We start from the raw sequence: 25,294 nt of genomic DNA, 5'->3' as shown, positions 1-25,294 counted from the left end.
AAATCGAGATAAATAGAAGCGGTAGCGTGATTAAGATTGGAGCGATGCGCATTAGCCCAAATAGATTGAGAATGACAGCAAAAATAAACAAAGCCAATCCGATTGCCAAACGAACGAATTGAGTCATATCCATCCCTACACTTCAAAATTAATTTTTAGCTGCTATTCATATAATATGTATATAAAAATAAAAAAATGATGCTCACCAGCTAAAAACCGGTGAACATCATCATAAATTAGTAAAAATATAATTGCTATTGCTTTTGATAATGCCAATATGATTGCCCATTAACATAAACTTTTTTCACAATTTGTTTGAGTTGAAGTTTTTTCATTTCGCGTTCTGCTTTTTTAACAGAAAAATCATAAATAATAGCAATTTCCTCTGAACTTGTGAAATGATAGTATGACATAAAGTCTTCAAGTTCAGGTTTATCAATTGGCTGAATCTGTGTTTGTAGCAATGTTGATAAGACTTTTACATAAATATCGTATCCGTAAGATCCAGCGATTTTTAAGCCTTCATCTTCATCTGATTCACTAAAAAAGACTATTGATGGTGTTTGATCAATTTCCATTTCCCTTGATACTTTTAAATCACATCGCAAGGCTTTTTTTGCACTGTTAGAATGGAGATCGCGTATGAATTCATCAACATCGAGCTTCGCTTCCTTTGCAACCTGGATTAGAACATCATCAATTGAGATGTCAGTCTGATTAAAGAGTAAATGTTCTTGAATTTTTTGCAAGTACCGTCTACCAGCATTAATTCCTTGAAGTTCAGCAGCTTTGATTGCGAAGAAGATGTCTGCTGGATACTTCAATTCTGTTCGGTTAAAATTTTTCGGACCAAAACATTTTTGCGGGTGTAGCATCATGCGATGGTTAATCTCATCAATTTGTTCAGGGTGATTAATAAAAAATTGATTAGTTTGTAATAAATGACTACATAAAATGGGTCGAATCGTAAAAAAACGACCGTATTCAAGTTGTAATTTTCTAATATATGGATTGATTGTCCATGAATTCGGACAGATCGGATCAATAAATAAATAAATTTCAATAGGTTTTTTTAGAAGATCAAAATAGCTACACTGGACCTTTTTTGTACGAGTGTTGAAATCAATGTAAGGTTCAGTTTGTTTGAAGCTCAAATCGATTCTCCTTTCTTTTGGTAAACTGCTGGTTAGACAGTTCATTTCTAAATATATCTACATTGTAACAAGGACTATGATGATTGAGCAACTGATAAGCCTCGATGGAAAAAACTATCAAGCGCCTAACGTTTGAAAGAATCGTGCTATCTTATTGTTTGTTGTCTTTCTTTCAATGTTGTATTTCGTTAAAAAATCAGCTAACTTACTGTTTGCTTGTAAAAAGCTCGTTGCCTCTACTTCGATTTCATAATCAACTACGCCATTATAATAGCTTTTATCTAATACATATGTTATGTCATCATCGTTTAATTCAATACGCTCAGTTTTTAGTTTTCCTCGATATTTGAGGGTTTGATAATCTATTCCTAATTGGTTCAGTATGACTTCAAGCTGATTGATGCGCGTTGGCTGTTCGTTAATCCACTGATCTTTAATTTCAGCAGAAATCTTAACATGTGTCTCAAGTAAACCATCTGCTTGTGGCTGTTTTAACGTTATAACATATTGGCCATTTTTTTCACGTATTCTTAATGCAGAGCCGTGATGTCTTAATGCTAAATCATCTGTTTCAAAATAATAATTAATTTGCGTTTGAACTTGTGCTTGATCTTGAATAAAGTAGTTAAGTACCCGATTATATTCTTGTTCAGTTAACATATTCTTTGCTTCGAATTCCATTTCTTGTTGCAAATGATCAACTCCTTATTGTTCAATGTGACTACGTTACTTTGCTTAAAAAAGTCACAGAAGCGATAAACTTAGTATAGATGATTGTTACGATAAAAGTCGAGAAATCATCTCGAAAAATTAACCTGCTGTGATACAATAAAATTGAAGGTGGTGTAAGAATGAAAGAGCGAATCGATTGGACAACATTTTTAGTCCCTTATCATCAAGCAGTAGATGAATTAAAAGTAAAGCTACGCGGAATGCGAAAACAGTATGAAATTGAAAAGCAATATTCACCGATTGAACTCGTCACAGGCCGCGTGAAACCAGTGGCAAGTATTTTATCAAAGGCGGAACGGAAAAATATTGGCTTGCATGAAATTAAAGAAAAAATTCAGGATATCGGTGGAATTCGAATTGTTTGTCAATTTGTTGATGATATTTACACCATAGTCGACTTACTCCGTGCTCGTCATGACTTTGAAATCATTGAAGAAAAGGATTACCTAAAAGAAAAAAAGTCAAGCGGTTATCGATCATATCATCTTATTATTCGCTATCCAGTTGCCACAATTCATGGTGAGCAGTTTGTCGCTGTTGAAATTCAAATTCGTACATTAGCGATGAACTTCTGGGCAATTAATGAGCATTCACTTAATTATAAATATAGTGGTGAGATTCCAAAGGATATTCAAATGCGGTTAAAAAAAGCAGCGGAAGCAGCCTTTCAATTAGATGAGGAAATGGCGAAGATTAGAGAAGAAGTACAGGAAGCGCAGTGGATTTTTCATAAAAAATAGTAAATGTTAAAAGGTGGCCATGATGATGATGAAGTTTTATGTTGCATCAAAAGGTGATCATAAATCAAATATGATTAAATCTATGGTTGAAAAGTATTTATTGGATTTAGATTTAGAAATTAGTCAAGAAGCACCAGAGTTAGTGATTTCAGTAGGGGGAGATGGAACGTTTTTACATACGGTTCATGACTATTTTCACCGACTAGAAGAGACTGCTTTTATTGGCTTACATACTGGTCACTTAGGCTTTTATGCCGATTGGTTGCCAGAGGAGATTGAAAAGCTTGTGATCGCCATATCAAGAAGACAGTTTGAAATTAAAGAGTACCCTTTACTTTCAATGAGTATTCATAAAGAAGGCGAGACTAAACCAGAAAAGTATTTAGCATTAAATGAAGCGACAATTAAAAAAATTGAAGGCTCTCTCGTTCTTGATGTGAAAATTAACGATATGCATTTTGAACGTTTTCGTGGTGATGGTTTATGTGTCTCAACACCATCAGGGAGTACGGCTTATAATAAAGCGTTAGGTGGTGCGATTGTGCATCCATCGTTGTCAACAATGCAGGTGACTGAAATGTCTTCGATTAACAATCGAGTCTTTCGTACGATCGGTTCACCCCTAATTTTACCGAGCCACCATATTTGTCAGTTTGTACCAGTTAATCGCGATCAAAAGTTTGTATTAACGATTGATCATATGACGAAAAGCGTTGAAAATGTTGTTTCGTTAGAATATACAGTTGCGAAAGAACGGATTCGTTTTGCAAGATTTAGACCATTTCCATTTTGGAAGCGGGTTAGAGATTCATTTATTTCAGATGAGTATTAAGTGTTATTGGAGAAAGGTGTAGAGAGCGTTGTTAATTTGGCAAGTAACAGAAGCGGAGAATCAAATGATTCTCCGTGATTTTTTGAGAGAAAAGATAGGTTTATCACGTGCAATGGTGAAAACATTAAAATTTGATGGTGGACAGATTTTGGTAAATGATGAGTTAGTTACTGTTAGAAAGGTATTAACAGCAGGTGATCAGGTAAGGCTTGTATTCCCTAAAGAAATACGATCACCGAGCTTAACACCAGTTAAGTTAAAGCTAGACATTATCTATGAAGATGACTTCATAATTATTTTAAATAAAGATGCAAATATCGCAGTTATACCTTCACTTGGTAACCAAGAGCCAGCGATTGCGAATGGTTTGATTTATCATTATGATCAACAAAATGTTGATTATACTGTTCATATTGTGACTCGACTAGATCGAGATACGTCAGGGCTAATGCTAGTTGCTAAACAGGATTATTGCCATAGTCTACTACATCAGAAGCCTATAGAACGGCATTATATGGCGCTTGTCCACGGTAAACTAATGAATCATTCTGGCACAATTAATGCACCTATTGGTAGAAAATCTGAATCAATTATAGAACGCATGGTGACACCAGAAGGTAAGCAGGCGATTACGCATTATCAACTTATTCGTGCGTATGATGATTATAGTCTTGTCGCTGTTCAATTAGAAACAGGGAGAACACATCAAATTAGAGTGCATTTTGCTCATATTGGTCATCCGTTAGCCGGTGATCAGCTTTATGGTGGATCAGTAGATTTAGTTAAACGACAAGCGCTCCATTGTACAAAATTATCATTTAATCATCCGATTACGAATGAACGTTTACAGTTTGAATCTAACTGGCCAGAAGATCTTAATGTCATTGAAAAATAGTCGCAGCGTTATTCGTCGTATTGATGAAATTTTTCAGCTTGTAATGGCTGATTAGAAGTAACTGTGACAACTTTTTCCTCAGGTAATTGAAACGCAGCTAGTTTATTACCAAAGACACAACCGAGGTCGATGTTGATTGTTTTGTTTAGTTGTCTCGGTTTTAAAACAGGTGTATGTCCAAAGACAATCCATTGATCACCGTGGTAATCCTTTGCCCAGTCTCGACGAATAGGTCTTCCATCAGGGTGTTTAGCACCAGTGACATCACCATACAAGACGAAAGACTGAACTTTTTTATCATAACGTCCAATGTAATCTGATCGAATTCCAGCATGGGCAACGACGGCTTTTACATCAGGTAATTGGATGTACAAATCAGCTTGCTCATAAAGAGTAATAAATTTTTGCCGTATCATTTTTTGATCGCGATTTGAAAGTGCTTGGTATTCTTCAACAGTCGTTTCAAGTCCATGCTGAATTTGAACTTTATTTCCTAGGAAATATCGATAGAGTTTATTACAATGATTCCCAGGTGTGTAGTAAGCAATTTTATCTACTATGACTAGCTGATAAACGAGTTCAATAACTTTTAATGATGATGGTCCACGATCGGTTAGATCACCTAAAAATACAAGCATTCTTTTTTCAGGGTGGTAGTAATTTTGTCCGTTTGATTGATAGCCTAATTTATCAATTAATTTTAGGCACTCCTCATAACAACCATGGATATCGCCGATAATATCATATTTCATGATTTAAACCTCCATAACACTTGTTTAAGTTAAGTTTAGCATCTGTCTGGTTTTCAATACAAAGAAAGTGTACAATTTTAGTGTAAAGGGTATCAAATAATAGATATTGTAGACAATGTATTGATGAATTTATTAACTTTAGAGAAAGAGGAGGGTTTTAGTTATGAATAATGTGACGATAAATGCACGTGAAAAAATAAACGATGCCATTGAAGCAGCACTTATAAATGAGGATATTAACCAATTTAGGGATGAATTCCTTAAAATACACCCTTATGACCAATCAGAGTTTTTTGAGGCGCAAACTGAGGAAGTTAGATATTTAATTTATTCCTATTTGTCTCCTGAGGAAATGGCTGATGTGATTGAGCATGTCGAACGAGAAAAACAAAGTGATTTTATCGTTGAAATGAATCCAACCTATGCTGCACAAGTCTTAGCTAATATGGCAACAGACGATGCAGTTGACCTTTTAAATGACCTTGATAAAAATAAAGTTGCTAGTTATTTGACGATCATGCCTGAAGATGAAGCTGACGAAATTAAAGATTTATTACATTATGAAGAGAAAACAGCAGGAAGTATTATGACGACAGAATTTGTCGTTGTAAACACTCATATGACCGTGAAAGAAGCAATGCGTCACCTTCGAAAAGCAGCTCCAGATGCTGAAACGATCTACTATATTTATGTCGTAAATGATGATCAGCAATTGATTGGTGTTATCTCATTACGTGATTTAATCATTGCAGAGGGAGATTTGACGATTGATGAAGTGGTGAATCGTCAAATTGTTTCAGTGTCAGTAGGTGATGACCAGGAAGACATTGCACGAATGATGCGAGATTATGATTTCCTAGCACTTCCAGTCGTTGATTTCCAAAATCATTTATTAGGGATTATTACAGTTGATGACATTATGGACGTAATGGATGAAGAAGCAAGTGATGATTACTCCAAATTAGCTGGGGTCGATGTTGACGATGTTGATCAAAACCCTATTACTGCAGCAAAAAAACGATTACCTTGGCTAATCATTTTATTAATTTTAGGCTTATTTACAGCAAGTATTATCGCACGTTTTGAAGAAACGCTTGAACAAGTCGCATTACTTGCGATTTTTATTCCACTCATTGCTGGTATGGCTGGTAATACTGGTACACAATCATTGGCGGTTGCCGTTCGAGGGATCGCAACAGGTGAATTCCAAAAGCACGGTATTGTCAAAACAATTATGCGTGAATCGATAACAGGAATGATTACGGGTATTACGTGTGGATTAGCGATTTGGTTAATCATCTTTATTTGGCAAGGAACGATGTTTTTAGGCTTTTTAGTCGGGCTGTCGATAGCGATAACGTTATTTGTCGCGACGATTTCTGGTGCGCTTGTTCCTTTATTAATGAATCGATTGAATATTGATCCAGCCGTTGCATCCGGGCCATTTATTACGACGATCAATGATATTATTTCAATTACAATATACTTTGGTATGGCAACGATGTTTATGCAATTTTTACTATAAATAAAATAGCTTCATAATTATAAGGACAGCATGAAATAATAATTGCTGTCTTTATTTTGTTTTCAATTAAAGAAAAAAGTTGTTTTTTTTGATTGATTCCGTTAATATAGTATCAGGTACTAATAACAAGTTATAAAATCGCCGGGAGGTTGGTAAAATGAACTTTTCATTATCAGATAAAACATATGTCATCATGGGTGTAGCAAATAAACGAAGCTTAGCATGGGGAATTGCTAAGGCACTTGATCAAGTTGGGGCGCGGTTAATTTTTACTTATGCAAGTGAACGATTTGAAAAACCAGTAAAACAATTAGCCGAAACATTAAGTGGGAACTCGTCATTATTTTATCAGTGTGATGTGTCAAGTGATCAATCGATTCAAGATACATTTAAGCAAATTCAAGCTGATGTCGGTACGATTCATGGCGTCGCTCACTGTATCGCTTTTGCTGAACGAGACGATTTAAAGGGGGAGTTTGTTGATACATCACGTGATGGTTTCTTACTTGCGCATAATATAAGTGCGTATTCATTAGTTGGTGTAGCTAGAGCTGCTAAACCATTAATGACTGAGGGTGGCAGCATTATAACATTAACTTATTTAGGTGGAGAACGAGTTGTCCAGAATTACAATATTATGGGTGTGGCCAAAGCAAGTCTTGATGCAAGCATGAAATACTTAGCCAATGATTTAGGTAAAGATAATATTCGAGTGAATGCTATATCAGCAGGCCCAATCCGAACTTTATCGGCAAAAGGTGTTGGTGACTTTAATTCGATTTTAAAAGAGATTGAAACGAAGGCGCCACTAAGACGAACAGTAACTCAAGAAGAAGTAGGATCTACTGCATATTACCTATTAAGTGATTTATCACAAGGCGTTACAGGAGAAATCATTCATGTCGATGCAGGATATAATATTTTAGGTTTAGCATAAAAAAAACGAGCAGAGCTGCTTGTTTTTTTTATGGGTTATAACACATTTTCGGCATTTTTCATATAGTAATTAAAGAGAGGAGGATGTGTTCATGGCTTCAAAACCATTATTATTTATTGATCAGTCTAGCTCAATGACTCCACATGCGCCAATGCAAGCTGAATACCATACTGAATATGAAGAATCTTCAAACCCATCAGTTCAACAAGAACTGGGTAGACATACGAATCAATCGAGAAATGCATTTAATCAGATGACTATTGAGGAAAAACTAGATTATTTAGCCAAGCCATCTGCTTTTTTACCGAAATTAAACTGTAGATTTTCAGTAGGTAATAAACTTTATCGCGGGAGAATTATAGCTAGAGAAGGACAGCAGTTTGTTTTTGAAGATAGACATACAAAAAGGAAACGGAATTTTATGATTGAAGAGATTAGTGATTTAAGGATCATAGGCTTTTGATAATGGAATTAGCTTCCCTGTCTGAATAGATTGACAATAAACGTGCTAAGTAAAAAGAGGTTCCAATAATGGAACCTCTTGTTTGAACCTTATAGTGCAGTGATTGGAGGTAAGCATGTAACATGACAGAAGCAATCTAAATCTACAGTGATACAAATACCTGTTGCTTGTAAGTTTGCTGTAAATTGAGTAACTGGTGAAACTGGGTCAGCTTCTGGATCATTTGGTGTTCTTAATAATTCAAGGACTGCACAGTTTTTGCTATCAACTTTTTTAACTCTAAAGTAGAAGCTTCCAACTACGTCTGCAATCGCGTTAAATGGTGCACCATATCCTTTAAATGGCGTACAATCTTTACAATATAGCAGGACAGGAACAGTGTCTAAGTTCGTTGGAGCCTGAGTATCACCAAGCAATTCCGCTATTGAACGTTCACAACTTGTATCACAACAATCCCCTGCAATATTGTCCTGAGCTGCAACAATTTCTTTTAATATATCCGCTACACAACTACCTGTGTGATATTTTGAGCCGCATGACATAAGCAATTATCCCCTTTCATATAATCTTCTTCACTTATAAGGTATGTGCAAGTAGTTTGTTAGTGTGGGCAAATGTGGATGGGATAAAAAAAAGGCACATTCAGTTCGTGTTCACATAAACTATTAGCGACTTCATACTTAGTTAGAAAAGGAGTGATAAGTAAATGTCTGATCAAAGAAAAATTATTAAAGTAAAGGACTTGGTAATTCAGGCTGAAAACGTCTATTTTGAACCTATCGTTCGTAAAGGGAGACCAGGACATCCATTCTTTGGCCCTCGTCCACCTAGATTCGAACAATCTGAAGTGGAAAATGAAGAACAACCTATAGAAGAGTCAGAGAATGATGAGGAAGAAGTTGAACAACAGTCAGAAGATCAACCTAATCGTCGTCCACCATTTTCATGGCTTTAGAAAAAATAGTGAAATATTTGCATAAGAGGATCAAGAAGCGGGTATAGATTATTGAGGAGGGATGGTCATGGGATATATTCTGCCAATCACCAATTATCAAACACTACATTACCATGAACGTATCAGCGTAATAGAGCGTGATTTTATTCCAGTAGACCGCATCTACCCAAAAGAGGTTAAAGTCCGCTATTTTACTTCTGCTCATGGTAAAATGGCAAGGTTCACTCACCAATTTAAGCCTTTAAAGCAAACTACAAATAATCAGACGCAACAAACATCAAGTTCAGATCAACATGATGACCGTTATGCTGAAATAACAGGAATTGGCCGCCAAATCAATTATTCTATATAAAAAAAGCCGCTTTTCACATCTTTTGAATGAAAAGTGGCTCATCTTCTAAATACTCTGCATAAAAGATCTCTTCGATTGAAGAGATTTTTTGTTTTTTAATCTGGTCGTATAGCCAGTCTTTGTCTTTGTTGATTTCAGCTAGATTATCTTCAATAATTTCACCATCATTTATTAATGTAACAGGTAAATAGACTTTTTCATCTTGAAGTTTAAGGTCTTTTCTTGTAGGTGTTTGTGAGCGTGTGTTATTTAATACAGATATCGTACCGTCATTTTCTAAAATGGCATATTCGACATCTCTTAATGAAAATACATCCTTTAAGCGTAATAAATGTTGAAATTGATTGATGTCTAATTTGTTTTTCTTCATTGCTTCACGATCGATCTTGCCTTTTCTAACAATAATAGCAGGGCGGCCTTCTAGTAAAGAGCGTGATCCCTTGAATCGTTGAGTAATGAACTCTGTTACATACATTAACGTACCCCACGTAGCAATCGCAAAGGCTACATGTGGTATGCCTACATTTTCATCGTACAAAGCATTACCAACTAACTCACCAAGTAATAGTGCTGAAATAAAGTCAAAGGCAGTTAGTTGTCGAATTTGTGTTTTTCCTAATATTTTTGCAATCACAAATAAGGCAAAATAACCAAAGACAGTCTCGAAAAATACAGAGCTATAATTATATCCCATTTATTGTCCCCCTTTAACTTCATAATGTAAGGTTAGACAAATTTTATAAATTATATACTTATAACTCATCCAGATTGAGCGATAAAAAAACGATGGCATTATTTAGCCATCGTGACATGTTGAATATTTGCTTCGTAAAATGGTTCAGATGAAACGGTGTAACCGAGGGATTGATAAAATTCAATGACTTGAGACTGCGCATTTAAATAAAAGCTTGAAATCTGTTTTTCTGATAAAAATGACTCAATCGCAAGTATCAGCTTTTTTCCATAACCTTTGTTTCGATATGATTTTAATACAGCAACACGCTGAATTTTACCTTTGTGATCAATGATTCGAACTCTTGCCACCGCAATCGGTTCTTGATTCAGATAACCAACAAAATGAATTGCTTCCGCATCATATTGGTCATGCTCAATTTTAGGGTCTACACCTTGCTCTTCAATAAAAACTTGATTGCGAATTGACAGCGCATCTGCTATTTCTTTGTCTGTCTGTGCTTGAATAACTTGAAATGTCATAATAATCCTTTCTTAATAACGCTATTTTTATATTTAATTATTAATTGCAGGTTCTCTTCGCCGTCCTGAGATGTTAACTAAAATCCCTGCTGAGAGTAATGTAAAGACGAGTGATGTTCCTCCGTAGCTAATAAAAGGTAGTGGGATTCCAGTGATTGGTAGCACGCCGCTCACTGCACCTAAGTTAAAGACCGCTTGAATGATAATTTGAAAGGTCACGCCTAACGCTAATAATCTTAAATATAGTGAATCGACTTCTTTTGCGATACGAATACCTCGATATAAAATAAACAAGTAAGAGCCGATTACAAAAATAACAGCAATTAAACCAAGCTCTTCAACAATAACAGCCATAATAAAATCCGTATGAGCCTCAGGTAAGTAGCCAAGCTTTTGCACACTATTACCAAGACCATTGCCAGAAAGCCCGCTTGTAGCGATTGAAATATATGAATTAATTAATTGATAGCCATCACCACTAGGATCATCGAATGTATTCATAAAAGATGTAATTCGATTTAATCGATACGGTTGAGAAATCATAATGAAGAATAATCCAGAAAGCCCGATTGAACCTAGTAATAAAATATGACGCATCTTTACACCACTAAAGAAGATAATTAGACCACAAATTAATAAAATATGAGTTGCAGTCCCAAAATCGGGTTGTTGTAAAATAAGGTAAAAAACAAATGCCAATATTAAGAGAGGAGGTAATACTCCTTTTTTAAATTGGTCGATATAAGGTTGTTTTTTTGCATAAATATGAGCAAAGTAAATGATCATAAATACTTTAACAATTTCTGAAGGTTGAAATGTAAATGGGTATGCAAGCCATCTTCGAGCCTCATTTCGCACAACGCCAATACCTGGAATTAATACGAGAAAGAGTAGAATAATTGAAATAATGATTAAAAATGGGCTTAACTTTCCTAAAGTCTTTAATGAAATAAACGACATGACAGCAAAGACTGATAATCCCAGAACGAGAAACACTAATTGACGCATAAAGAAGTAATGACCATGATCATATTGTAATGTACTAAGCGTATAGCTAGAGCTGTAGATCATAATCGTACCAAAAACTGATAGTGCTAAAACAACCGCAATCAGTCCATAATCAAATTTTTTCAGTCGTTTCTTCATAATCATTTCCCCTATTCCATTGATTCGTCCTCACCAAACATGTAAGTTTTTGTTCTTAGATGGACACTTGTGACTAACCCTAGGGCCATCATATTCGTTAATAATGAACTCCCACCATAACTGATAAATGGCAGTGCAATACCTGTAATCGGCATTAAACCAATTGTCATACCGATATTTTGGAAAATTTGAAACGTATATAGTGCGATAACACCAATGCAAATATAAACACCAAATAACGAATTGGCATTTATCGCAATCGTGATAATTCGATAGATAAGTAAGAAAAATACGATAATTAATAGACTTGTCCCAATAAAGCCAAACTCCTCACCAATGACAGCAAAAATAAAATCAGTGTGAACCTCAGGTATACGTCCACTTTGAACTTGATAGCCTTGATTAAAGCCAGAACCAGTAAGTTGTCCCGATCCAATGCCGAGTAGTGCTTGTTGGAGCTGGTAGCCAAATCCTTGGGAATGCTCGGCAGGATTTAACCAACCATAAATTCTTGAAAGTTGGTGACTATGAATAAGCTTACTAAAAAGCTCAAAATTATTAAAATATAAGAAGACTAACGCGCCTAATCCACTGATTCCTAATGCCGTAAGTAAATAACTCATTTTTAATGAAATACTTGATGTGTAAATTAACATCGCAACAGCAAAGATAATCATTAAAGTTGTTCCTAAGTCAGGCTGTCTTAGGATTAAGACAAGTGGTATTGCTGTAAAGAAGAGTATTTTAATTGTTACAACAATGCTTTCTTTAAAACTAAGTCTGCTCTTTCCTAGTTTTGCAAGTAATGATGATATTAAGATAATTAAGAAGAACTTCATAAATTCTGAAGGCTGAACATCAATAACTTTCAAACTAATTGCACGCTTCGCACCAAGTTTCTCAACACCAAATACCTCAACAGCCATTAGTAGAAGTATGCCACAGATATAGAGTGGGATTGTTAGCTTCTCAAGTATTTCAAAATCAATTGAAGCAACGACCATCATGGCGATAAAACCTAGTCCATAAAAAACTAATTGTCGTTTAACAAAGTATGTACTATCTCCACTGGCATATTGACCAGAGGCACTATAAATAGCTACTAGGCTAAAGATTGCAAGGATAAAGACTAAAAATGCAATTGTATAATCAATTGGAATTCTTCTAGATTGGAGATTGTTTTGTGTTTCCATTTATATTCCTCATTTTCTAAAACGGATTATTAGACATTGTTTTATGTGTGTATTCTTATCATATCAAAAAAAGCTAAAAGGTGTTAATCAGATCAAATTATCTGAAAATTTATCAAGACTTGACGAAAAAGTCTATTTCGATTATATTATAAACACGCTATAAATTAAATAGGACTTAAGCGTATAAATTAACCTTAATAACCTATCCCATATTACGGGCTGTTAGTTCAGCGGGAGAACGCTTCGTTGACATCGAAGAGGTCACTGGTTCGATCCCAGTACAGCCCATAGTAAAAAAGCTTGACCCAATATGGGTTAAGCTTTTTTTTGCTGTTTATTTTTTTGTGGGTTCGTTTTTTTTCTAAACATTGATACGATGATCAATAGGAATGGGATGAATATAGCGACTGTCATATCATAATACGACCAATATTTGGAAATTATTTCGCTGTATTCAGTATAATTTGAAGCAACGAGTATTGACGTTCCAAATAAAATAAAGCCAAATGGATAAGTTAACTGGCGATAATTTTTCAAGTTAAATAGTTGCTTCACACCAATGTGAAATGCATAAGAGTACAGCGTAATTTTAATAAAAACAGTAATCATCCAAAAAATTGCAATTAATCCTTCGATCCTCTGAATGTAGTGCCCGACAGAAATTGACCGTGCTAAGATGAAGGTAGGGTATACGTTACGGATCGTTGTTGGTACGCCTAAAACGATAGTACATAGTAAAACATTAATAAATAATGCAGTACCTCCAAATAATGCACCTGTTAAAAAGTTTTTTCTGAATTTATTTTTTTTCAGTATATTCGGTATAAACATTAAGATAACGATTAACTCCATGAATGGAAATGACGTTGCGATAATCGTTCCATTGATTACTGGTTTAAATCCATGTCCGAGTAATGGCCGAATCCACTCGATTTGAATACTAGGTAATACTAGGGTAAACAATGTCACCAAAAATAAGAAAACGACAGGATAGAAAACTTCACTCACACGTGCAAGTGTTGCTAATCCAGATCGAACGCCAAAGATAATAACAGTAATAAACAATAAATTAATGACCTTTATGGGCGTTTCAAGCAAAATTTGTGTCGTAATAAAATCGCCTAATTCACGTAAAAGGATGGAGACTGAGAATAGTAAATAAAGTAAAAAAAACATTACGACAATTGAGCCAATTGGCTTACCGAGAATTTTTAGAATTACCTGTACAAAGGATAGATTCGACTGAAGTTTACTTACTTTTACAAACAAAAGTACTACGAGTGAACCAAAAAGTAAACTTAATAACATCGAGATCCAAGCATCCTGTTTAGCGACAATTGCTACTGATGCTGGTAAGACTAATATGGCATCACCAACTGTTATGAGCGCAACCATAATGGTAAGTTGATAGGAATTAATCATTTCTTTTGTACTCATTTTAAGTAAGATCTCCTTAACTAAGCCAACTTGCGACAAGTTGGCTTATTGGCTGATAGACTATCTTAAGCCATTTAATTAAACTTGGAACTTTAATGTTTATATTAGCAATCAAATTTATCCCAATACCAATGATTAGGAACATAAAAAAGCTTACTTTATCACTTTTGATATTTTTTTGTTTGATTGTTGGATATTCTATGAAAATGATCATAGCAGCGACAAATAAAATGATTATTATTTTCAACATAACTTACTCCTGAATGTACTGTTGAATTGAATTTTTTGTAGAGCCTAATTGTGTAATGTTCACACCCACATCAATATTGACCTCTAAATTCGCAAAATGCTCTTGCCAATCGTCTTTAAGCTCTGCCCAAACTTTAGGATGATAACGATAGATATCTTCACCAAAGCCAAAGATGTCTAACTGATATTCCGATTGAATCATTTTAATAGATGTTTGAAGATCTGTTTTAAGTTGTTCTGCAAAATTTTTTTCTAGTTCGTTAATTGAATTGGGATCTAATAAATCTAATGAACAATTGGATTCACCAATATTTGCGATTGAACGAATATTAACATCAATGAATGGTTTGCCTTCTTCATTTAGCTTAGCTTTACGTTTAGTTTTGGATTGGAGAATTTCTAAAGATATCTTTCCGCTGTCGGAACAAGTATAGTTTTCAATGGTGTGAGTAATATTGTCTGTCAAATAATTCACCGATTTTATAACCTCTGAATCAATATAACCAATAAGCTTATCCTCTTGTAGGATCCCTGCACCGTTGTAAATATAAGTAGCAGGTGGTTCTGTGCTTTCAGTGTTAGCTTTCGTCGGCCCAACTTCTAGATCACCCACAACATCAATAACAGGGATAATAGGACTTCGCCCAGGTAATGCGATTATATTTAAAAAGTCCCTCATATCCATAATATGAGTACTACCGGTAATATCTGCTGATATCTCTAACATAGAAAGGATCGCTTTCATTGGGATTTTTTCAGTTACGGTTTGCATTTTTAATATATCTTTAGCTTCTGTATCCCTAGTTAATATAATCAAGAAATCAGAACGAAAGTCATTATCACGTGAAAAATAGTCGATAACTGCAGCGATCCCTTCTTTAGCGACCTCCTGACTAATGATAAGCGCTTGTAAGTGAGAGCCATAGGGCCTCTTTGAGTTTGTAAGGCTTAATTTTCTCGTCGCATCATACATCGTTACCCCAAACTCACTCCGAACATTGACAGGAATCACACCGCTCGTACCTAACTGTGAGGTTACTTCACTTGAATTGACGGTTTGTACACTAACTCGATAACCATCCTCAGCTTTATCGATAGCAACGCCAGTAGCTACTGCTAATTCATTTAATTCTTTTTTATCCCAGCATCCAGAAAGAATCAAAATACATATGATTAATAGTAGCCGAAAGTGTAGTTTCATAATAAACGAATCCTTCCTTCTAGTTCAATTGTGTGGTTTCTCATATTTTTGTTAGCATCAATCATCACTAGTTTAAGTATCTCAAACCTAAATTGCTTATCATTTCGGTGGTCGAGGCTTTGGTGTTTGATTTCTAATTAAATTCTTACGCTTTAATTCTTTTGGTCTTGTTCGCATGAACCAAAAGGGGAGTCGAATGAGTGTGTCTTTTTGTTCATCATTAATATAAGGTGCAATTGAGCTCATATATGGTACACCAAATGAGTGAAGATTACATAAATGTAAGACTAATGAGATAACCCCGATCATGACCCCGAATAACCCGAAGCTTCCGGCTAATAGCATTAACGGGAATCGAAGCATTCGAGTAGCAATAGATAAGTCATTAGATGGGAAAACAAATGATGCGATTGCAGTTGTTGAAACGACAATAATTAAAGCTGCTGATACAAGTCCTGCTTCAACGGCAGCTTGACCAATCACTAATGTACCAACGATTGAAATTGCAGAACCAATCACTTTGGGCATTCTCAAGCTTGCTTCTCGCAAAATTTCAAAAGCAACTTCCATTAACAGTGCCTCAAAAACCGCTGGGAAAGGGATCTGTTCTCTTTGTGCAAGCAAACTAAAAAGTAAATCAGTTGGAATCATTTCTTGATGAAATGTTGTGATTGCAATAAATAATGATGGAGCCAAAAAGGCAATTAAAAAACACATATATCGAAGTACACGTAACGCAGAGCTTATGCCGGCTCTTGCATAATAATCCTCAGCAGCTTGAAAGAATTGGACAAATAATGCTGGTGCTAATAAGACGAACGGAGTCCCATCTACTAATATGGCAACACGTCCTTCTAAAATAGCACTTGCTACTACATCTGGACGTTCCGAATTATAGAGCGTTGGGAATGGTGTTAACGCTTCATCCTGAATCAATTCTTCAATATAGCCACTTTCTAAAATGCCATCAATAGCTATTCGATCTAAGCGACTTTTTACTTCTGTTAGTAAAGCTTGATCGACTGTCCCTTCTAGATACATAATCGCCACATCTGTTTGAGTTACTGTGCCAATCACACGACTCTCCATCCATAAATTTGGTGATTTTATTTTCCGCCTAATTAAAGCAGTGTTGGAACGGAGGTTCTCTGTAAATGATTCTTTAGGTCCTCGTAAGACACTATCATTCGTGGATTCTGTAATACTTCTTTGATTCCACTTTCTTAGACCGATTTCAAATCCTTCTGTTTGGCCGTCGACGAGGAATATGACACTCCCTGAAAGTAAACTAACTAATATCGCATCAAGATCACTGATTTCTTTTACGTCAGTTGCGTTCAATACTAGATTTTTTAACTGATCCAATAACGAATTTTTATTTTGAAACTGATTTTCTTTAATATTGTTAAACTTTGCGCCTAACAGTTCATCAATTAACATTTGGAGTGCTACTGTGTCTGTTAATCCATCTGTATAAAATACTGCGACAGATATCTTAGGGTTTGCACCGAGCTTAAACTCTCTTATTACAATATCTTGACTATTTCCTAGCTTTTCAAGAATCGTTTGTTTGTTTTGTTCTAATGAAGCTGATAATGATTCTTTTACTGGTAGTGTTCTTTTCCACATGATAGTTGATCACTCTTTTATTCATGACTTTTAAGTAAAGATTATATTTAACGGAACTATACATTAAAGTATTTCCAGACACGGAGTTTTTATCCTGAGTTATTTTAGTCGTACCATAACCTCTATTTAATTATTTAATGAGACAGTTCAGTTTCAGTCTTGTAAAGAGAGAGTAGTTCAAGACAAAAAAGTTATCTAGATTATTATTTAGTCGTATCAGTTTTTTATACCTAATTGAAATTGTATGGTATGATTTTAATTAGGCTGTTTTTAAAGGAGCGATTATGATTGGTGAAAAGTTATGATTTTACACAAGGGAATATATTCAAGCAACTTTTTGTATTTTCTGGGCCAATTATTTTAACTAATTTACTTCAAATCTCATATCAATTTATCGATAGTTTATGGGTAGGTAATTTAATTGGTGAAGAAGGATTAGGGGCAGTTTCCTTAGCTGGTACAGTCTTAACAACAGTGTTAGCGTTTGTGATTGGTTTAAATAATGCAGCATTAACAATTTTATCACAACAAAAAGGTCGTGGTAGTGAAGCGGGATTAAAGCGATATTTAAATGCATTTATCGTCATCTTAACAGTGCTATCACTGGTATTTGGTATCTTTGGCTTTCTATTCTCGGAGCCTATATTACGATTAATGGGTACACCAGCCGACATGCTAGACATGGCGGATGCTTATTTGAAAATAAGTTTTCTAGGAATTTTATTTATCTATGGATATAATTTTATAGGGACGGTATTTCGTTCAATTGGAGATTCCAAGACGCCATTATATTTTGTTCTGATTGCTGTTATTTGTAATGCGATTATCGATCCAATCTTTATTGCAGGATTTGGTTGGGGAATTAAAGGCGCGGCAATTGCGACAGTCTTTTCTCAAGCGCTGGCATTTCTGATAGGTGCGATTTATACATATAGACATAAGCTTGTACCATTAGTAAAGCCACACTTACCAGCTAAGAATGAGATTTTTACAATCTTAAAATTAGGGGTTCCTGCTGGACTTCAAATGAGTGTGATTTCGGCAGGTAGTATGGCGATTATGGGAGTGGTTACCTCGTTTGGCTCACCGGTTGTTGCTGGTTATGGAGCTGCAAAACGATTAGATAGTATAATTATGCTACCAGCTCAAGCTCTGGGCACATCAGTTAATAGTATGGCTGGACAAAATATTGGAGCTGGTAATTGGAAAAGGGTTCACAAAATTACGTTATATGGCTTTATTTATAATGTTATCTTTATGTTGGGTTTTGCTGTTTTGATTTTTCTGTTTGCTGACTATGGAATTAAGTTATTTCTCCAGGAAGCACAGGCAGTTGACTTTGGGACGAAGTATTTAAAGATCATTGCTTTTTTCTATCCGTTTTTAGGGATTAATTTTATCCTGAATGGAACAGTAAGAGCCTCAGGCGCGATGTTTCAAGTATTAGTCCTTAATTTTATTTCATTTTGGATCTTACGTTTTCCCTTAACATCTATATTTGCTCAGCGTTTTGGTGAGAATGGTATTGGCCTTGGCATGGGGCTAAGCTTTTTAGTTAGTAGTATCGTTGCTTTTCTCTATTATCAATTTGGTAAATGGCGACATAAAGATCTCATTAGGGAAAAATAATATTCTATATCGTTGTTTTTAAATTTGCTCAGCTAAAATAATTTTTCATATTAGAAGGAAGTGGAGATTTTGATTCGTCGTTTTTTTTCTTACTATAAGCCGCATAAGCGCTTATTTATTGTTGATTTTGCATCTGCAGTTATCGTAGCATTATTGGAGTTGTTTTTCCCTGTTGCAGTTCAGTGGTTTATTGATGAACTATTACCGAGTGGAAATTGGAATCAAGTAGTAAAAATAAGTATTTTATTATTTATCGCTTATTTATTAAGTACATTTTTACAATACGTTGTAACCTACTATGGTCATAAATTGGGTTTGAATATTGAATCTGACATGCGTGAAGAATTGTTTAATCATGTTCAAAAACAATCTTTTCGCTTCTTTGACAATACGAAAACGGGTCATATTATGAGTCGAATCACTAATGACTTATTCGATATTGGAGAGCTTGCTCACCATGGACCAGAGGACTTCTTTATTGCTGTGATGACGTTTATTGGTACATTCTCGATTATGTTTACAATTAATACGCGACTCACAGTGATCATCATGTTTATTATCCCTATTTTAATTGTATTAATGAGTTATAGTAATGTGAAGATGAGTCAGACTTGGCGAAAGATGTATGATCATATTGCTGACGTTAATGCTCAAGTTGAAGATGCTGTTTCAGGGGTTAGAGTCGTACAATCTTTTACTAATGAACAACATGAAATGGATCAATTTGCAGAAAACAATAACCTATTTAGATCAGCTAAACTAATGGCTTATCGTGTGATGGCTATTGTACATTCGAACATTTATTTAGTCATGCGCTTTGCAATTCTTTTTGTACTTGTGGTAGGGGCATGGCTAAGCTTTAATGATCAATTGTCTTATGGAGAACTCGTTGCATTTGTTTTATATATGAATGTATTGTTTAACCCGATTCAAAAGATAAGTGCATTACTTGAACTTTATCCAAAGGGAATGGCGGGTTTCAGACGTTTTACTGAATTGATTGACGTTGAGCCAGAGGTTGAAGACCGTCCGGGTGCGATGGAAGCAACGAACCTAAAAGGGGATATCGTTTTTGACGATGTAACATTTGGTTATGAGAAAACGCAAGCTCCAATCTTAAAAAATGTGAGTTTTAATGTGAAGGCAGGAGAAACGATCGCACTTGTTGGACCTTCTGGTGCTGGAAAAACAACGATATCAGCACTAATTCCTAGATTTTATGATGTCGATCGAGGAAGTATTTCGATTGATGGTGTTGATATTCGTGACTATACTAAAACGTCATTAAGACATCAAATCGGTACAGTCCAACAGGATGTTTTCTTATTTACCGGAACTTTAAAAGAAAATATTGCTTATGGAAAGCTAGATGCTACTGATGAAGAAATCATAGAAGCAGCTAGACAAGCCCATATGGAAGATTTTATTAATGAGTTACCAGATGGTTATGATACACAAGTTGGAGAGCGTGGTTTTAAACTATCAGGTGGACAGAAGCAGCGCATTGCGATTGCGAGAATGTTTTTGAAAAATCCTCCGATATTAATATTAGATGAAGCTACATCTGCATTGGATACAGAAACAGAAATGATTATTCAAAAAGCACTAAATGACCTGGCGAAAAACAGAACAACTATTGTTATTGCTCACAGACTTGCAACGATTAAGAATGCAGATCGAATTATGGTTGTCACAAAAGATGGAATTGCTGAAGAGGGTAGTCATGATGAATTAATTGAGCAGGATGGTATTTTTGCAAAGCTTCATAAAATTCAAATGAAATAACAGGTATATCAATGGATTTTGGTCACGAGTGTGGACTAATTTATCATGATATACTTATACGAAAAAACAGGCGCAAATTTTCGCGCCTGTTAAATTTATTTTTCGATTCTTAGATTTGACAGTGTTAAATATTGTCCTTCTGAGACAGTAATGTACGTGTTACTCTCAATATTATCATTTGTGACTATATCTTCTAAGCGATGTGAACTACTAGAGCTAACTTCTAAATACCCCATACCTAATGGTGCATCTTCATTTAATAAAACTTGATATTCACCAGGCTCTATATCGACACCAACCTTATACATTCCATCACGATAAATACCGTCATCAGGTATGACAGATGGGGCTTGATCTACAGGGTACATTTTGCCACTTTGTAATTTGAAATACTCACCATCATTTAATGTAACGTACGTATGCGCATCATTCATTAAGTTATCATTAAAAATTATACTATCTAATTCCCCAGTACTATCTGAGGCACTTTCGATATAACTCATCCCATCAGCAAAGACTAAATATTCACCTGCAGGGATATCGCTGCCAACTTTATATGTTCCAGACTTAATTGCTTCAAATTCATCTTCCTGATCAGTCGGATCCTCTTCAACTTCATCAATGTCTGTATCATCAGCTGGATCTTCAGTTACATCAGGCTCATCAACATTCGTTTCATCAGTTACTTGAGGTTGATCATCAGTTGTCGTTGGATCCTCTTCATCATCATTCGAAAATAATGCAAATAAAACGACAATGATGATTAACCAAAACCACCATCTTTGATAAAATTTCTTATCTCTATCTTTAGCCATTAACTTATCGCTCCTTTATAGAGTTATCAACCGCATAAAATATAGTTTTATTATTGATTAGTTTCGAAAAAATATGCAGTAAGTTATTTCGGTTTGTCGAGATGCGAGCATAATGATGGCTATTTAGCTTTTCTGAAATACGCACGCTATGAAATAGATAGAATTATGTCAGTTAAGCTTGCTCTAGCTGTAAAGCTAATAGTTGTTGAATTATTAATAAAACCGCATCCTCTTCATTTGAGCGTGTAATAAAACTTGCGCGCTCTTTTAATTCTGCTAGCATTGGAAATAACTTTGGTTGATCAATTTTTATGACTTGAATGAATTTCATAATGACTTAATTGGCTATAAAACACGAACAATTGGGTTACAGGTGACGCGGTGATTTCCACTCTAGGCGGACGCTTTCCGCGGGATCGGCCTCAGCTAATTGATAAAAGCTTTCCAAGCTTTTATCACTGGATCTTCGGACACGATTGTTCCCGCTGGAGTCGCCGCCTGCCGTTCTAATCACTTGATTAGGCTTCTTTATTTACGTATGATATTGTATTTTCATTTGTAATTGTTCGTGTTCTTAACTAGATTTTGTATTATGAAATTGACTCACTTAAATAAAGCATGAAGAATAAATAATGATGAGCTGCTTAAACTTACTTTTATCTATGGTCTGAAATTTATAATTGCTCTATATTCTTACTAAAGTTTAATTTAACTAATTCTAGAATAGTTCATGCTATAATAGGATAGATTTGAAGATAGATGTAGAGGAGATTAGTCTTTATGAAACAAAAAAACTTTATCGATTGGTGGTTACGCTTTATTAAAGGGATTTTTATTGGCTCAGGCTTTATTTTACCTGGTGTTAGTGGCGGAGCCTTAGCCGCGGTATTTGGCATTTACGAGCGAATCATCTTATTTTTAGCTAATTTAACGAAAAATTTTAAAGATAATGTACGGTTTTTCTTCCCAGTAGGTCTAGGGGCAGTAACAGGGATCTTTCTACTATCATTTGCGGTCAGTTTTTTATTAGGTAATTATGAAACAATTATCCTTTGGTTCTTCGTTGGATGTATTGTAGGTACCGTACCAGCGCTTTGGAGAGAAGCAGGTAAACGGGGGCGAAATAAAAAGGATATCGTTAATACAGTCATTACATTTATAGTGTTTTTCTTGTTTTTATCGTTTGGTGAACAGCTCCTTACGACTACGATTGAGCAAAATATTTGGACATGGACAATTGCGGGTGGTTTAATTGGGTTAGGGATGATCGTACCTGGACTCAGTCCATCAAATTTCTTAATTTATTTTGGTATGTATAAAGCAATGTCTGATGGGATAAAGAATCTTGATTTTGGTGTTATTATTCCAATTGGTGTTGGTGCTGTATTATGTGTATTAGCACTTTCAAAATTAATTGAATTTATTCTGGACCGTGCGTATTCGACACTATTTCATTTTATTTTAGGTGTTGTTTTTGCATCAACAGTTATGATTATTCCAACAAATTATCAGGGGATTAATTGGATAGGAATACTTTTATGTGTAGTTCTTTTTGAATTAGGAATATTACTTGGTTGGTGGATGAGTGAGTTGGAGCGACGCTATACGTAAACTGATTAATCGCTAAAGGAGCAGGTCATTGGTTAGTGTTTTTACTGATGTTATACAATATCGTGGTTCACATTATCAATTTGGATTTGAGCAAGGTAAGCAATTAAAATCATCGATTCTATTAAGAAATCGGCAAATTCAATCAAAGAAGCGGCGCAAACGTCACTTTTATACAGATGTAAATGAGGCAGTACAATTACTTAACCAATTTAGCCCAATGCTTTTAGCTGAGATAGAGGGGTTAGCCGATGGGTTAGACTGGTCATTTGAGCAAGCAGTTAGAGCATTTAGTGGTTACTATTTAGAAGAGGAAAGAAGCGGTTGTTCGATTATGACAGGTCATGACTTCCTTGTACGTAATTATGATAGTCATCCAAGTAGTTATGAAGGCCGTTTAGTTGTCTATCAACCAAATGATGGGGGATACGCAACAATTGGTCCATCAATGCAAATAACTGGTCGCATGGATGGGATTAATGAGAAGGGCTTTTCCATGGGGTATAATTTTACTAATCGAATTGGTTCTGATGATGGGTTTGTCTGTAATATGATAGGACGCATATTATTAGAAAACTGCGCAACAGTTGATGAAGGTATTGAATTATTGAAAGCTATACCACATCGAAGTGCTTTTTCTTATGTGTTATTTGATCTTACAGGAAGATCTGTTGTCGTAGAGGCTAGTCCGAGAAGTGTTGTTGTAAGGCCAGCTAATATGTGTACAAATCATTTTGAATTACTACATGAAGAAAATCGTTATCAAAGTGATGAATCGATTGAACGATTAAATAAAATCAAAAGCAGTTGGCAACCCAATTTATCAATTAGAGAGGCCTATCAAATGTTTAATGATCGAGCAAACGGGATTTTCTCTGATCGATATGGCGCTTGGTCAGGTACGCTTCATACAAGCTATTATGAGCCAACTACATTAACAGCACTTTACGGAATTGGTGCTAATCAAATACCTGTTCGAATTAATTTGGCAAATTTTTTAAAAGGCGAAACGATTCGAATTAAGCGAGTGACAGGTCAATTAAATGCAGATGTACCTTTTATCAATGATAAATATTCAATTGAATTAAAATAACCTCCCTAAGATTTTTAGGGAGGTTTGCTTGTTTATAATTGAATACCTAATTGCTCAGCTTTCTTACGAATGTAAGCTGTTGCTTTGTCGTATTCTGCTTCTGTATCAAGGTGCTCCATCATTAGTGGAATCTCAGGACCGAGCTTGTCCATACCCAGTAAGAATGCATCATAATCAAGAATACCTTCACCAGGTATTACTTCACTTAAATGTGTTGTAAGCTCTGTTCCAAGTGCAATATCTTTTGCGTGTGCAGTTTTTGTATAAGGTCCTAATTTTTCAAAGAACTCTTCAATCAGCTCACGATTACGATACACTTTTCTTGGACTATTAAGCATATTCACAGGGTCAAAGTGAACAGCAAATTCTTTACGATCAATTGCTTTCATAAGCTCTAAGTATGTTTCTGTATCATCTGGTAGTGCCCATGGCATCATTTCCAGGGCAAAGAATGTGTTAGTAGGCTTTACATCGTCAATAATCTCTTGAACTGTTTTGACAATTAAATTAAAAGTTGCTTCAGAGAAATTATCAGGATGGGGAGCATCCCACTGATTGCCTCGAGATCCAGAAATATTAACACATACATTAGCTCCAATTCGATCTGCAAGTCTTAATTGATCTTTACAATAGTTAATTGCTTTTTCACGCACGACTGGATCAGGACTTATTGGATTTGACCAAGCGCCTACTTCTGCAATAACAATATCTGCAGCTTCAGCGGCTTTCTGATAGCTTAAGATTTCCTCATCACTTGCTGTATGATCGATTGGAAATACAGCAGCACGATAGTTTTTTTCTTGTAATTTTTTTATCCATTTTTCAGGTGTAATATCTTCAATAAAAACTTGTCCACCTAAACGCATATAACCCCTCCCTTTCAAATAACATGTTACCGCTTACTCTATTATAGTATAGCTTATTGTCTATATATAGACGAGTTTTTTATATTAGCTA

27 protein-coding genes and 1 tRNA gene are annotated in these 25,294 nt (G+C 35.2%); 13 read left to right on the top strand and 15 right to left on the bottom strand.

Going from position 1 to position 25,294, the window contains the following annotated elements; all coding sequences use genetic code 11:
• Positions 1-254 precede the first annotated feature (254 nt).
• Both AXY_RS09070 and AXY_RS09065 read right to left on the bottom strand, forming a co-directional pair.
• A complete protein-coding gene (locus AXY_RS09070; protein WP_015010505.1) occupies positions 255-1,154 on the bottom strand; it encodes a DsbA family protein in 900 nt (299 codons plus the stop codon).
• 117 nt (positions 1,155-1,271) lie between these two features.
• Positions 1,272-1,847 carry a CYTH domain-containing protein gene (locus AXY_RS09065; RefSeq protein WP_015010504.1) on the bottom strand — a complete coding sequence of 192 codons (576 nt, stop codon included), beginning with the start codon at positions 1,845-1,847 and terminating at the stop codon, positions 1,272-1,274.
• Positions 1,848-2,005: 158 nt separating this feature from the next.
• Here AXY_RS09065 and AXY_RS09060 point away from each other — a divergent pair, with 158 nt between their 5' ends.
• The 3 genes from AXY_RS09060 to AXY_RS09050 are packed head-to-tail and all read left to right on the top strand — an operon-like array spanning position 2,006 to position 4,353.
• On the top strand, positions 2,006-2,626 hold the full coding sequence (locus AXY_RS09060; RefSeq protein ID WP_015010503.1) for a GTP pyrophosphokinase: 621 nt from the start codon (positions 2,006-2,008) through the stop codon (positions 2,624-2,626).
• Positions 2,627-2,654: 28 nt separating this feature from the next.
• A complete protein-coding gene (locus tag AXY_RS09055; protein ID WP_041450337.1) occupies positions 2,655-3,458 on the top strand; it encodes an NAD kinase in 804 nt (267 codons plus the stop codon).
• A 28-nt stretch (positions 3,459-3,486) separates the two neighbouring features.
• Positions 3,487-4,353 carry an RluA family pseudouridine synthase gene (locus AXY_RS09050; protein ID WP_015010501.1) on the top strand — a complete coding sequence of 289 codons (867 nt, stop codon included), beginning with the start codon at positions 3,487-3,489 and terminating at the stop codon, positions 4,351-4,353.
• A gap of 8 nt (positions 4,354-4,361) precedes the next feature.
• Here the strand turns inward: AXY_RS09050 and prpE are convergent, their stop codons facing one another.
• Complete coding sequence (prpE, locus tag AXY_RS09045) at positions 4,362-5,105, bottom strand: bis(5'-nucleosyl)-tetraphosphatase PrpE (RefSeq protein ID WP_015010500.1); 744 nt, start codon at positions 5,103-5,105, stop codon at positions 4,362-4,364.
• Positions 5,106-5,268: 163 nt separating this feature from the next.
• Between prpE and mgtE the strand changes: the two genes are divergently transcribed.
• The 3 genes from mgtE (at position 5,269) to AXY_RS09030 (ending at position 8,030) form a co-directional block, all read left to right on the top strand.
• The gene (mgtE, locus tag AXY_RS09040; RefSeq protein ID WP_015010499.1) at positions 5,269-6,630 is read left to right on the top strand and encodes a magnesium transporter; all 1,362 of its coding nucleotides are present in this window, start codon (positions 5,269-5,271) and stop codon (positions 6,628-6,630) included.
• A gap of 157 nt (positions 6,631-6,787) precedes the next feature.
• Positions 6,788-7,567: an enoyl-ACP reductase FabI gene (fabI, locus tag AXY_RS09035; RefSeq protein ID WP_015010498.1), complete on the top strand. Its 780-nt coding sequence runs from the start codon at positions 6,788-6,790 to the stop codon at positions 7,565-7,567.
• Positions 7,568-7,658: 91 nt separating this feature from the next.
• Positions 7,659-8,030 (top strand): CotO family spore coat protein, encoded by a 372-nt coding sequence (locus tag AXY_RS09030; protein ID WP_015010497.1) that lies wholly within the window; start codon positions 7,659-7,661, stop codon positions 8,028-8,030.
• 89 nt (positions 8,031-8,119) lie between these two features.
• Here the strand turns inward: AXY_RS09030 and AXY_RS09025 are convergent, their stop codons facing one another.
• On the bottom strand, positions 8,120-8,572 hold the full coding sequence (locus AXY_RS09025) for a CotY/CotZ family spore coat protein (protein WP_015010496.1): 453 nt from the start codon (positions 8,570-8,572) through the stop codon (positions 8,120-8,122).
• Positions 8,573-8,736: 164 nt separating this feature from the next.
• Between AXY_RS09025 and AXY_RS09020 the strand changes: the two genes are divergently transcribed.
• Together AXY_RS09020 and AXY_RS09015 are read left to right on the top strand one after the other, a co-directional pair.
• Positions 8,737-8,985, top strand: coding sequence for a hypothetical protein (locus AXY_RS09020; RefSeq protein ID WP_015010495.1), 249 nt, complete (start codon positions 8,737-8,739; stop codon positions 8,983-8,985).
• 67 nt (positions 8,986-9,052) lie between these two features.
• Positions 9,053-9,337 (top strand): hypothetical protein, encoded by a 285-nt coding sequence (locus AXY_RS09015; RefSeq protein WP_015010494.1) that lies wholly within the window; start codon positions 9,053-9,055, stop codon positions 9,335-9,337.
• A gap of 13 nt (positions 9,338-9,350) precedes the next feature.
• On the opposite strand, the gene AXY_RS09010 is transcribed toward AXY_RS09015, so the two are convergent.
• The 4 genes from AXY_RS09010 to AXY_RS08995 all read right to left on the bottom strand — a co-directional run bounded on the left by AXY_RS09010 (position 9,351) and on the right by AXY_RS08995 (position 12,891).
• On the bottom strand, positions 9,351-10,031 hold the full coding sequence (locus AXY_RS09010) for a DUF421 domain-containing protein (RefSeq protein ID WP_015010493.1): 681 nt from the start codon (positions 10,029-10,031) through the stop codon (positions 9,351-9,353).
• Positions 10,032-10,129: 98 nt separating this feature from the next.
• The gene (locus AXY_RS09005; protein ID WP_015010492.1) at positions 10,130-10,552 is read right to left on the bottom strand and encodes a GNAT family N-acetyltransferase; all 423 of its coding nucleotides are present in this window, start codon (positions 10,550-10,552) and stop codon (positions 10,130-10,132) included.
• Positions 10,553-10,585: 33 nt separating this feature from the next.
• Positions 10,586-11,698, bottom strand: coding sequence for a putative lipid II flippase FtsW (gene ftsW, locus AXY_RS09000; RefSeq protein WP_015010491.1), 1,113 nt, complete (start codon positions 11,696-11,698; stop codon positions 10,586-10,588).
• 11 nt (positions 11,699-11,709) lie between these two features.
• Entirely contained in the window at positions 11,710-12,891 is a 1,182-nt protein-coding gene (locus AXY_RS08995; protein WP_015010490.1) for an FtsW/RodA/SpoVE family cell cycle protein, read from the bottom strand.
• A 216-nt stretch (positions 12,892-13,107) separates the two neighbouring features.
• Between AXY_RS08995 and AXY_RS08990 the strand changes: the two genes are divergently transcribed.
• A tRNA-Val gene (locus AXY_RS08990) sits at positions 13,108-13,179 on the top strand.
• Between the two features lie 27 nt (positions 13,180-13,206).
• Here AXY_RS08990 and AXY_RS08985 read toward each other — a convergent pair.
• The 4 genes from AXY_RS08985 to AXY_RS08970 all read right to left on the bottom strand — a co-directional run bounded on the left by AXY_RS08985 (position 13,207) and on the right by AXY_RS08970 (position 17,407).
• The gene (locus AXY_RS08985) at positions 13,207-14,328 is read right to left on the bottom strand and encodes a GerAB/ArcD/ProY family transporter (RefSeq protein WP_015010489.1); all 1,122 of its coding nucleotides are present in this window, start codon (positions 14,326-14,328) and stop codon (positions 13,207-13,209) included.
• Between the two features lie 16 nt (positions 14,329-14,344).
• The gene (locus AXY_RS08980) at positions 14,345-14,575 is read right to left on the bottom strand and encodes a hypothetical protein (RefSeq protein ID WP_041450158.1); all 231 of its coding nucleotides are present in this window, start codon (positions 14,573-14,575) and stop codon (positions 14,345-14,347) included.
• Positions 14,576-14,581: 6 nt separating this feature from the next.
• Entirely contained in the window at positions 14,582-15,778 is a 1,197-nt protein-coding gene (locus AXY_RS08975) for a Ger(x)C family spore germination protein (RefSeq protein WP_015010487.1), read from the bottom strand.
• 99 nt (positions 15,779-15,877) lie between these two features.
• Positions 15,878-17,407 carry a spore germination protein gene (locus AXY_RS08970; RefSeq protein WP_015010486.1) on the bottom strand — a complete coding sequence of 510 codons (1,530 nt, stop codon included), beginning with the start codon at positions 17,405-17,407 and terminating at the stop codon, positions 15,878-15,880.
• A gap of 291 nt (positions 17,408-17,698) precedes the next feature.
• Here AXY_RS08970 and AXY_RS08965 point away from each other — a divergent pair, with 291 nt between their 5' ends.
• Together AXY_RS08965 and AXY_RS08960 are read left to right on the top strand one after the other, a co-directional pair.
• Positions 17,699-19,036: an MATE family efflux transporter gene (locus tag AXY_RS08965; protein ID WP_015010485.1), complete on the top strand. Its 1,338-nt coding sequence runs from the start codon at positions 17,699-17,701 to the stop codon at positions 19,034-19,036.
• A gap of 69 nt (positions 19,037-19,105) precedes the next feature.
• Complete coding sequence (locus AXY_RS08960) at positions 19,106-20,821, top strand: ABC transporter ATP-binding protein (RefSeq protein ID WP_041450157.1); 1,716 nt, start codon at positions 19,106-19,108, stop codon at positions 20,819-20,821.
• Between the two features lie 95 nt (positions 20,822-20,916).
• On the opposite strand, the gene AXY_RS08955 is transcribed toward AXY_RS08960, so the two are convergent.
• Together AXY_RS08955 and AXY_RS12805 are read right to left on the bottom strand one after the other, a co-directional pair.
• The gene (locus AXY_RS08955; protein ID WP_015010483.1) at positions 20,917-21,636 is read right to left on the bottom strand and encodes a hypothetical protein; all 720 of its coding nucleotides are present in this window, start codon (positions 21,634-21,636) and stop codon (positions 20,917-20,919) included.
• Between the two features lie 172 nt (positions 21,637-21,808).
• Positions 21,809-21,967, bottom strand: coding sequence for a hypothetical protein (locus AXY_RS12805; protein WP_015010482.1), 159 nt, complete (start codon positions 21,965-21,967; stop codon positions 21,809-21,811).
• Between the two features lie 449 nt (positions 21,968-22,416).
• On the opposite strand from AXY_RS12805, the gene AXY_RS08950 reads away from it, so the two are divergent.
• Complete coding sequence (locus AXY_RS08950; protein WP_015010481.1) at positions 22,417-23,247, top strand: DUF368 domain-containing protein; 831 nt, start codon at positions 22,417-22,419, stop codon at positions 23,245-23,247.
• A 28-nt stretch (positions 23,248-23,275) separates the two neighbouring features.
• The gene (locus AXY_RS08945; protein WP_015010480.1) at positions 23,276-24,337 is read left to right on the top strand and encodes a C45 family autoproteolytic acyltransferase/hydolase; all 1,062 of its coding nucleotides are present in this window, start codon (positions 23,276-23,278) and stop codon (positions 24,335-24,337) included.
• Between the two features lie 32 nt (positions 24,338-24,369).
• On the opposite strand, the gene AXY_RS08940 is transcribed toward AXY_RS08945, so the two are convergent.
• Positions 24,370-25,203: a sugar phosphate isomerase/epimerase family protein gene (locus AXY_RS08940; RefSeq protein ID WP_015010479.1), complete on the bottom strand. Its 834-nt coding sequence runs from the start codon at positions 25,201-25,203 to the stop codon at positions 24,370-24,372.
• Positions 25,204-25,294 lie beyond the last annotated feature (91 nt).

The organism is Amphibacillus xylanus NBRC 15112, from assembly GCF_000307165.1.
GTDB lineage: Bacteria > Bacillota > Bacilli > Bacillales > Amphibacillaceae > Amphibacillus > Amphibacillus xylanus.
Note: the sequence above shows the minus strand (reverse complement) of the source record. Positions and strands in the feature narration are given on the sequence as shown.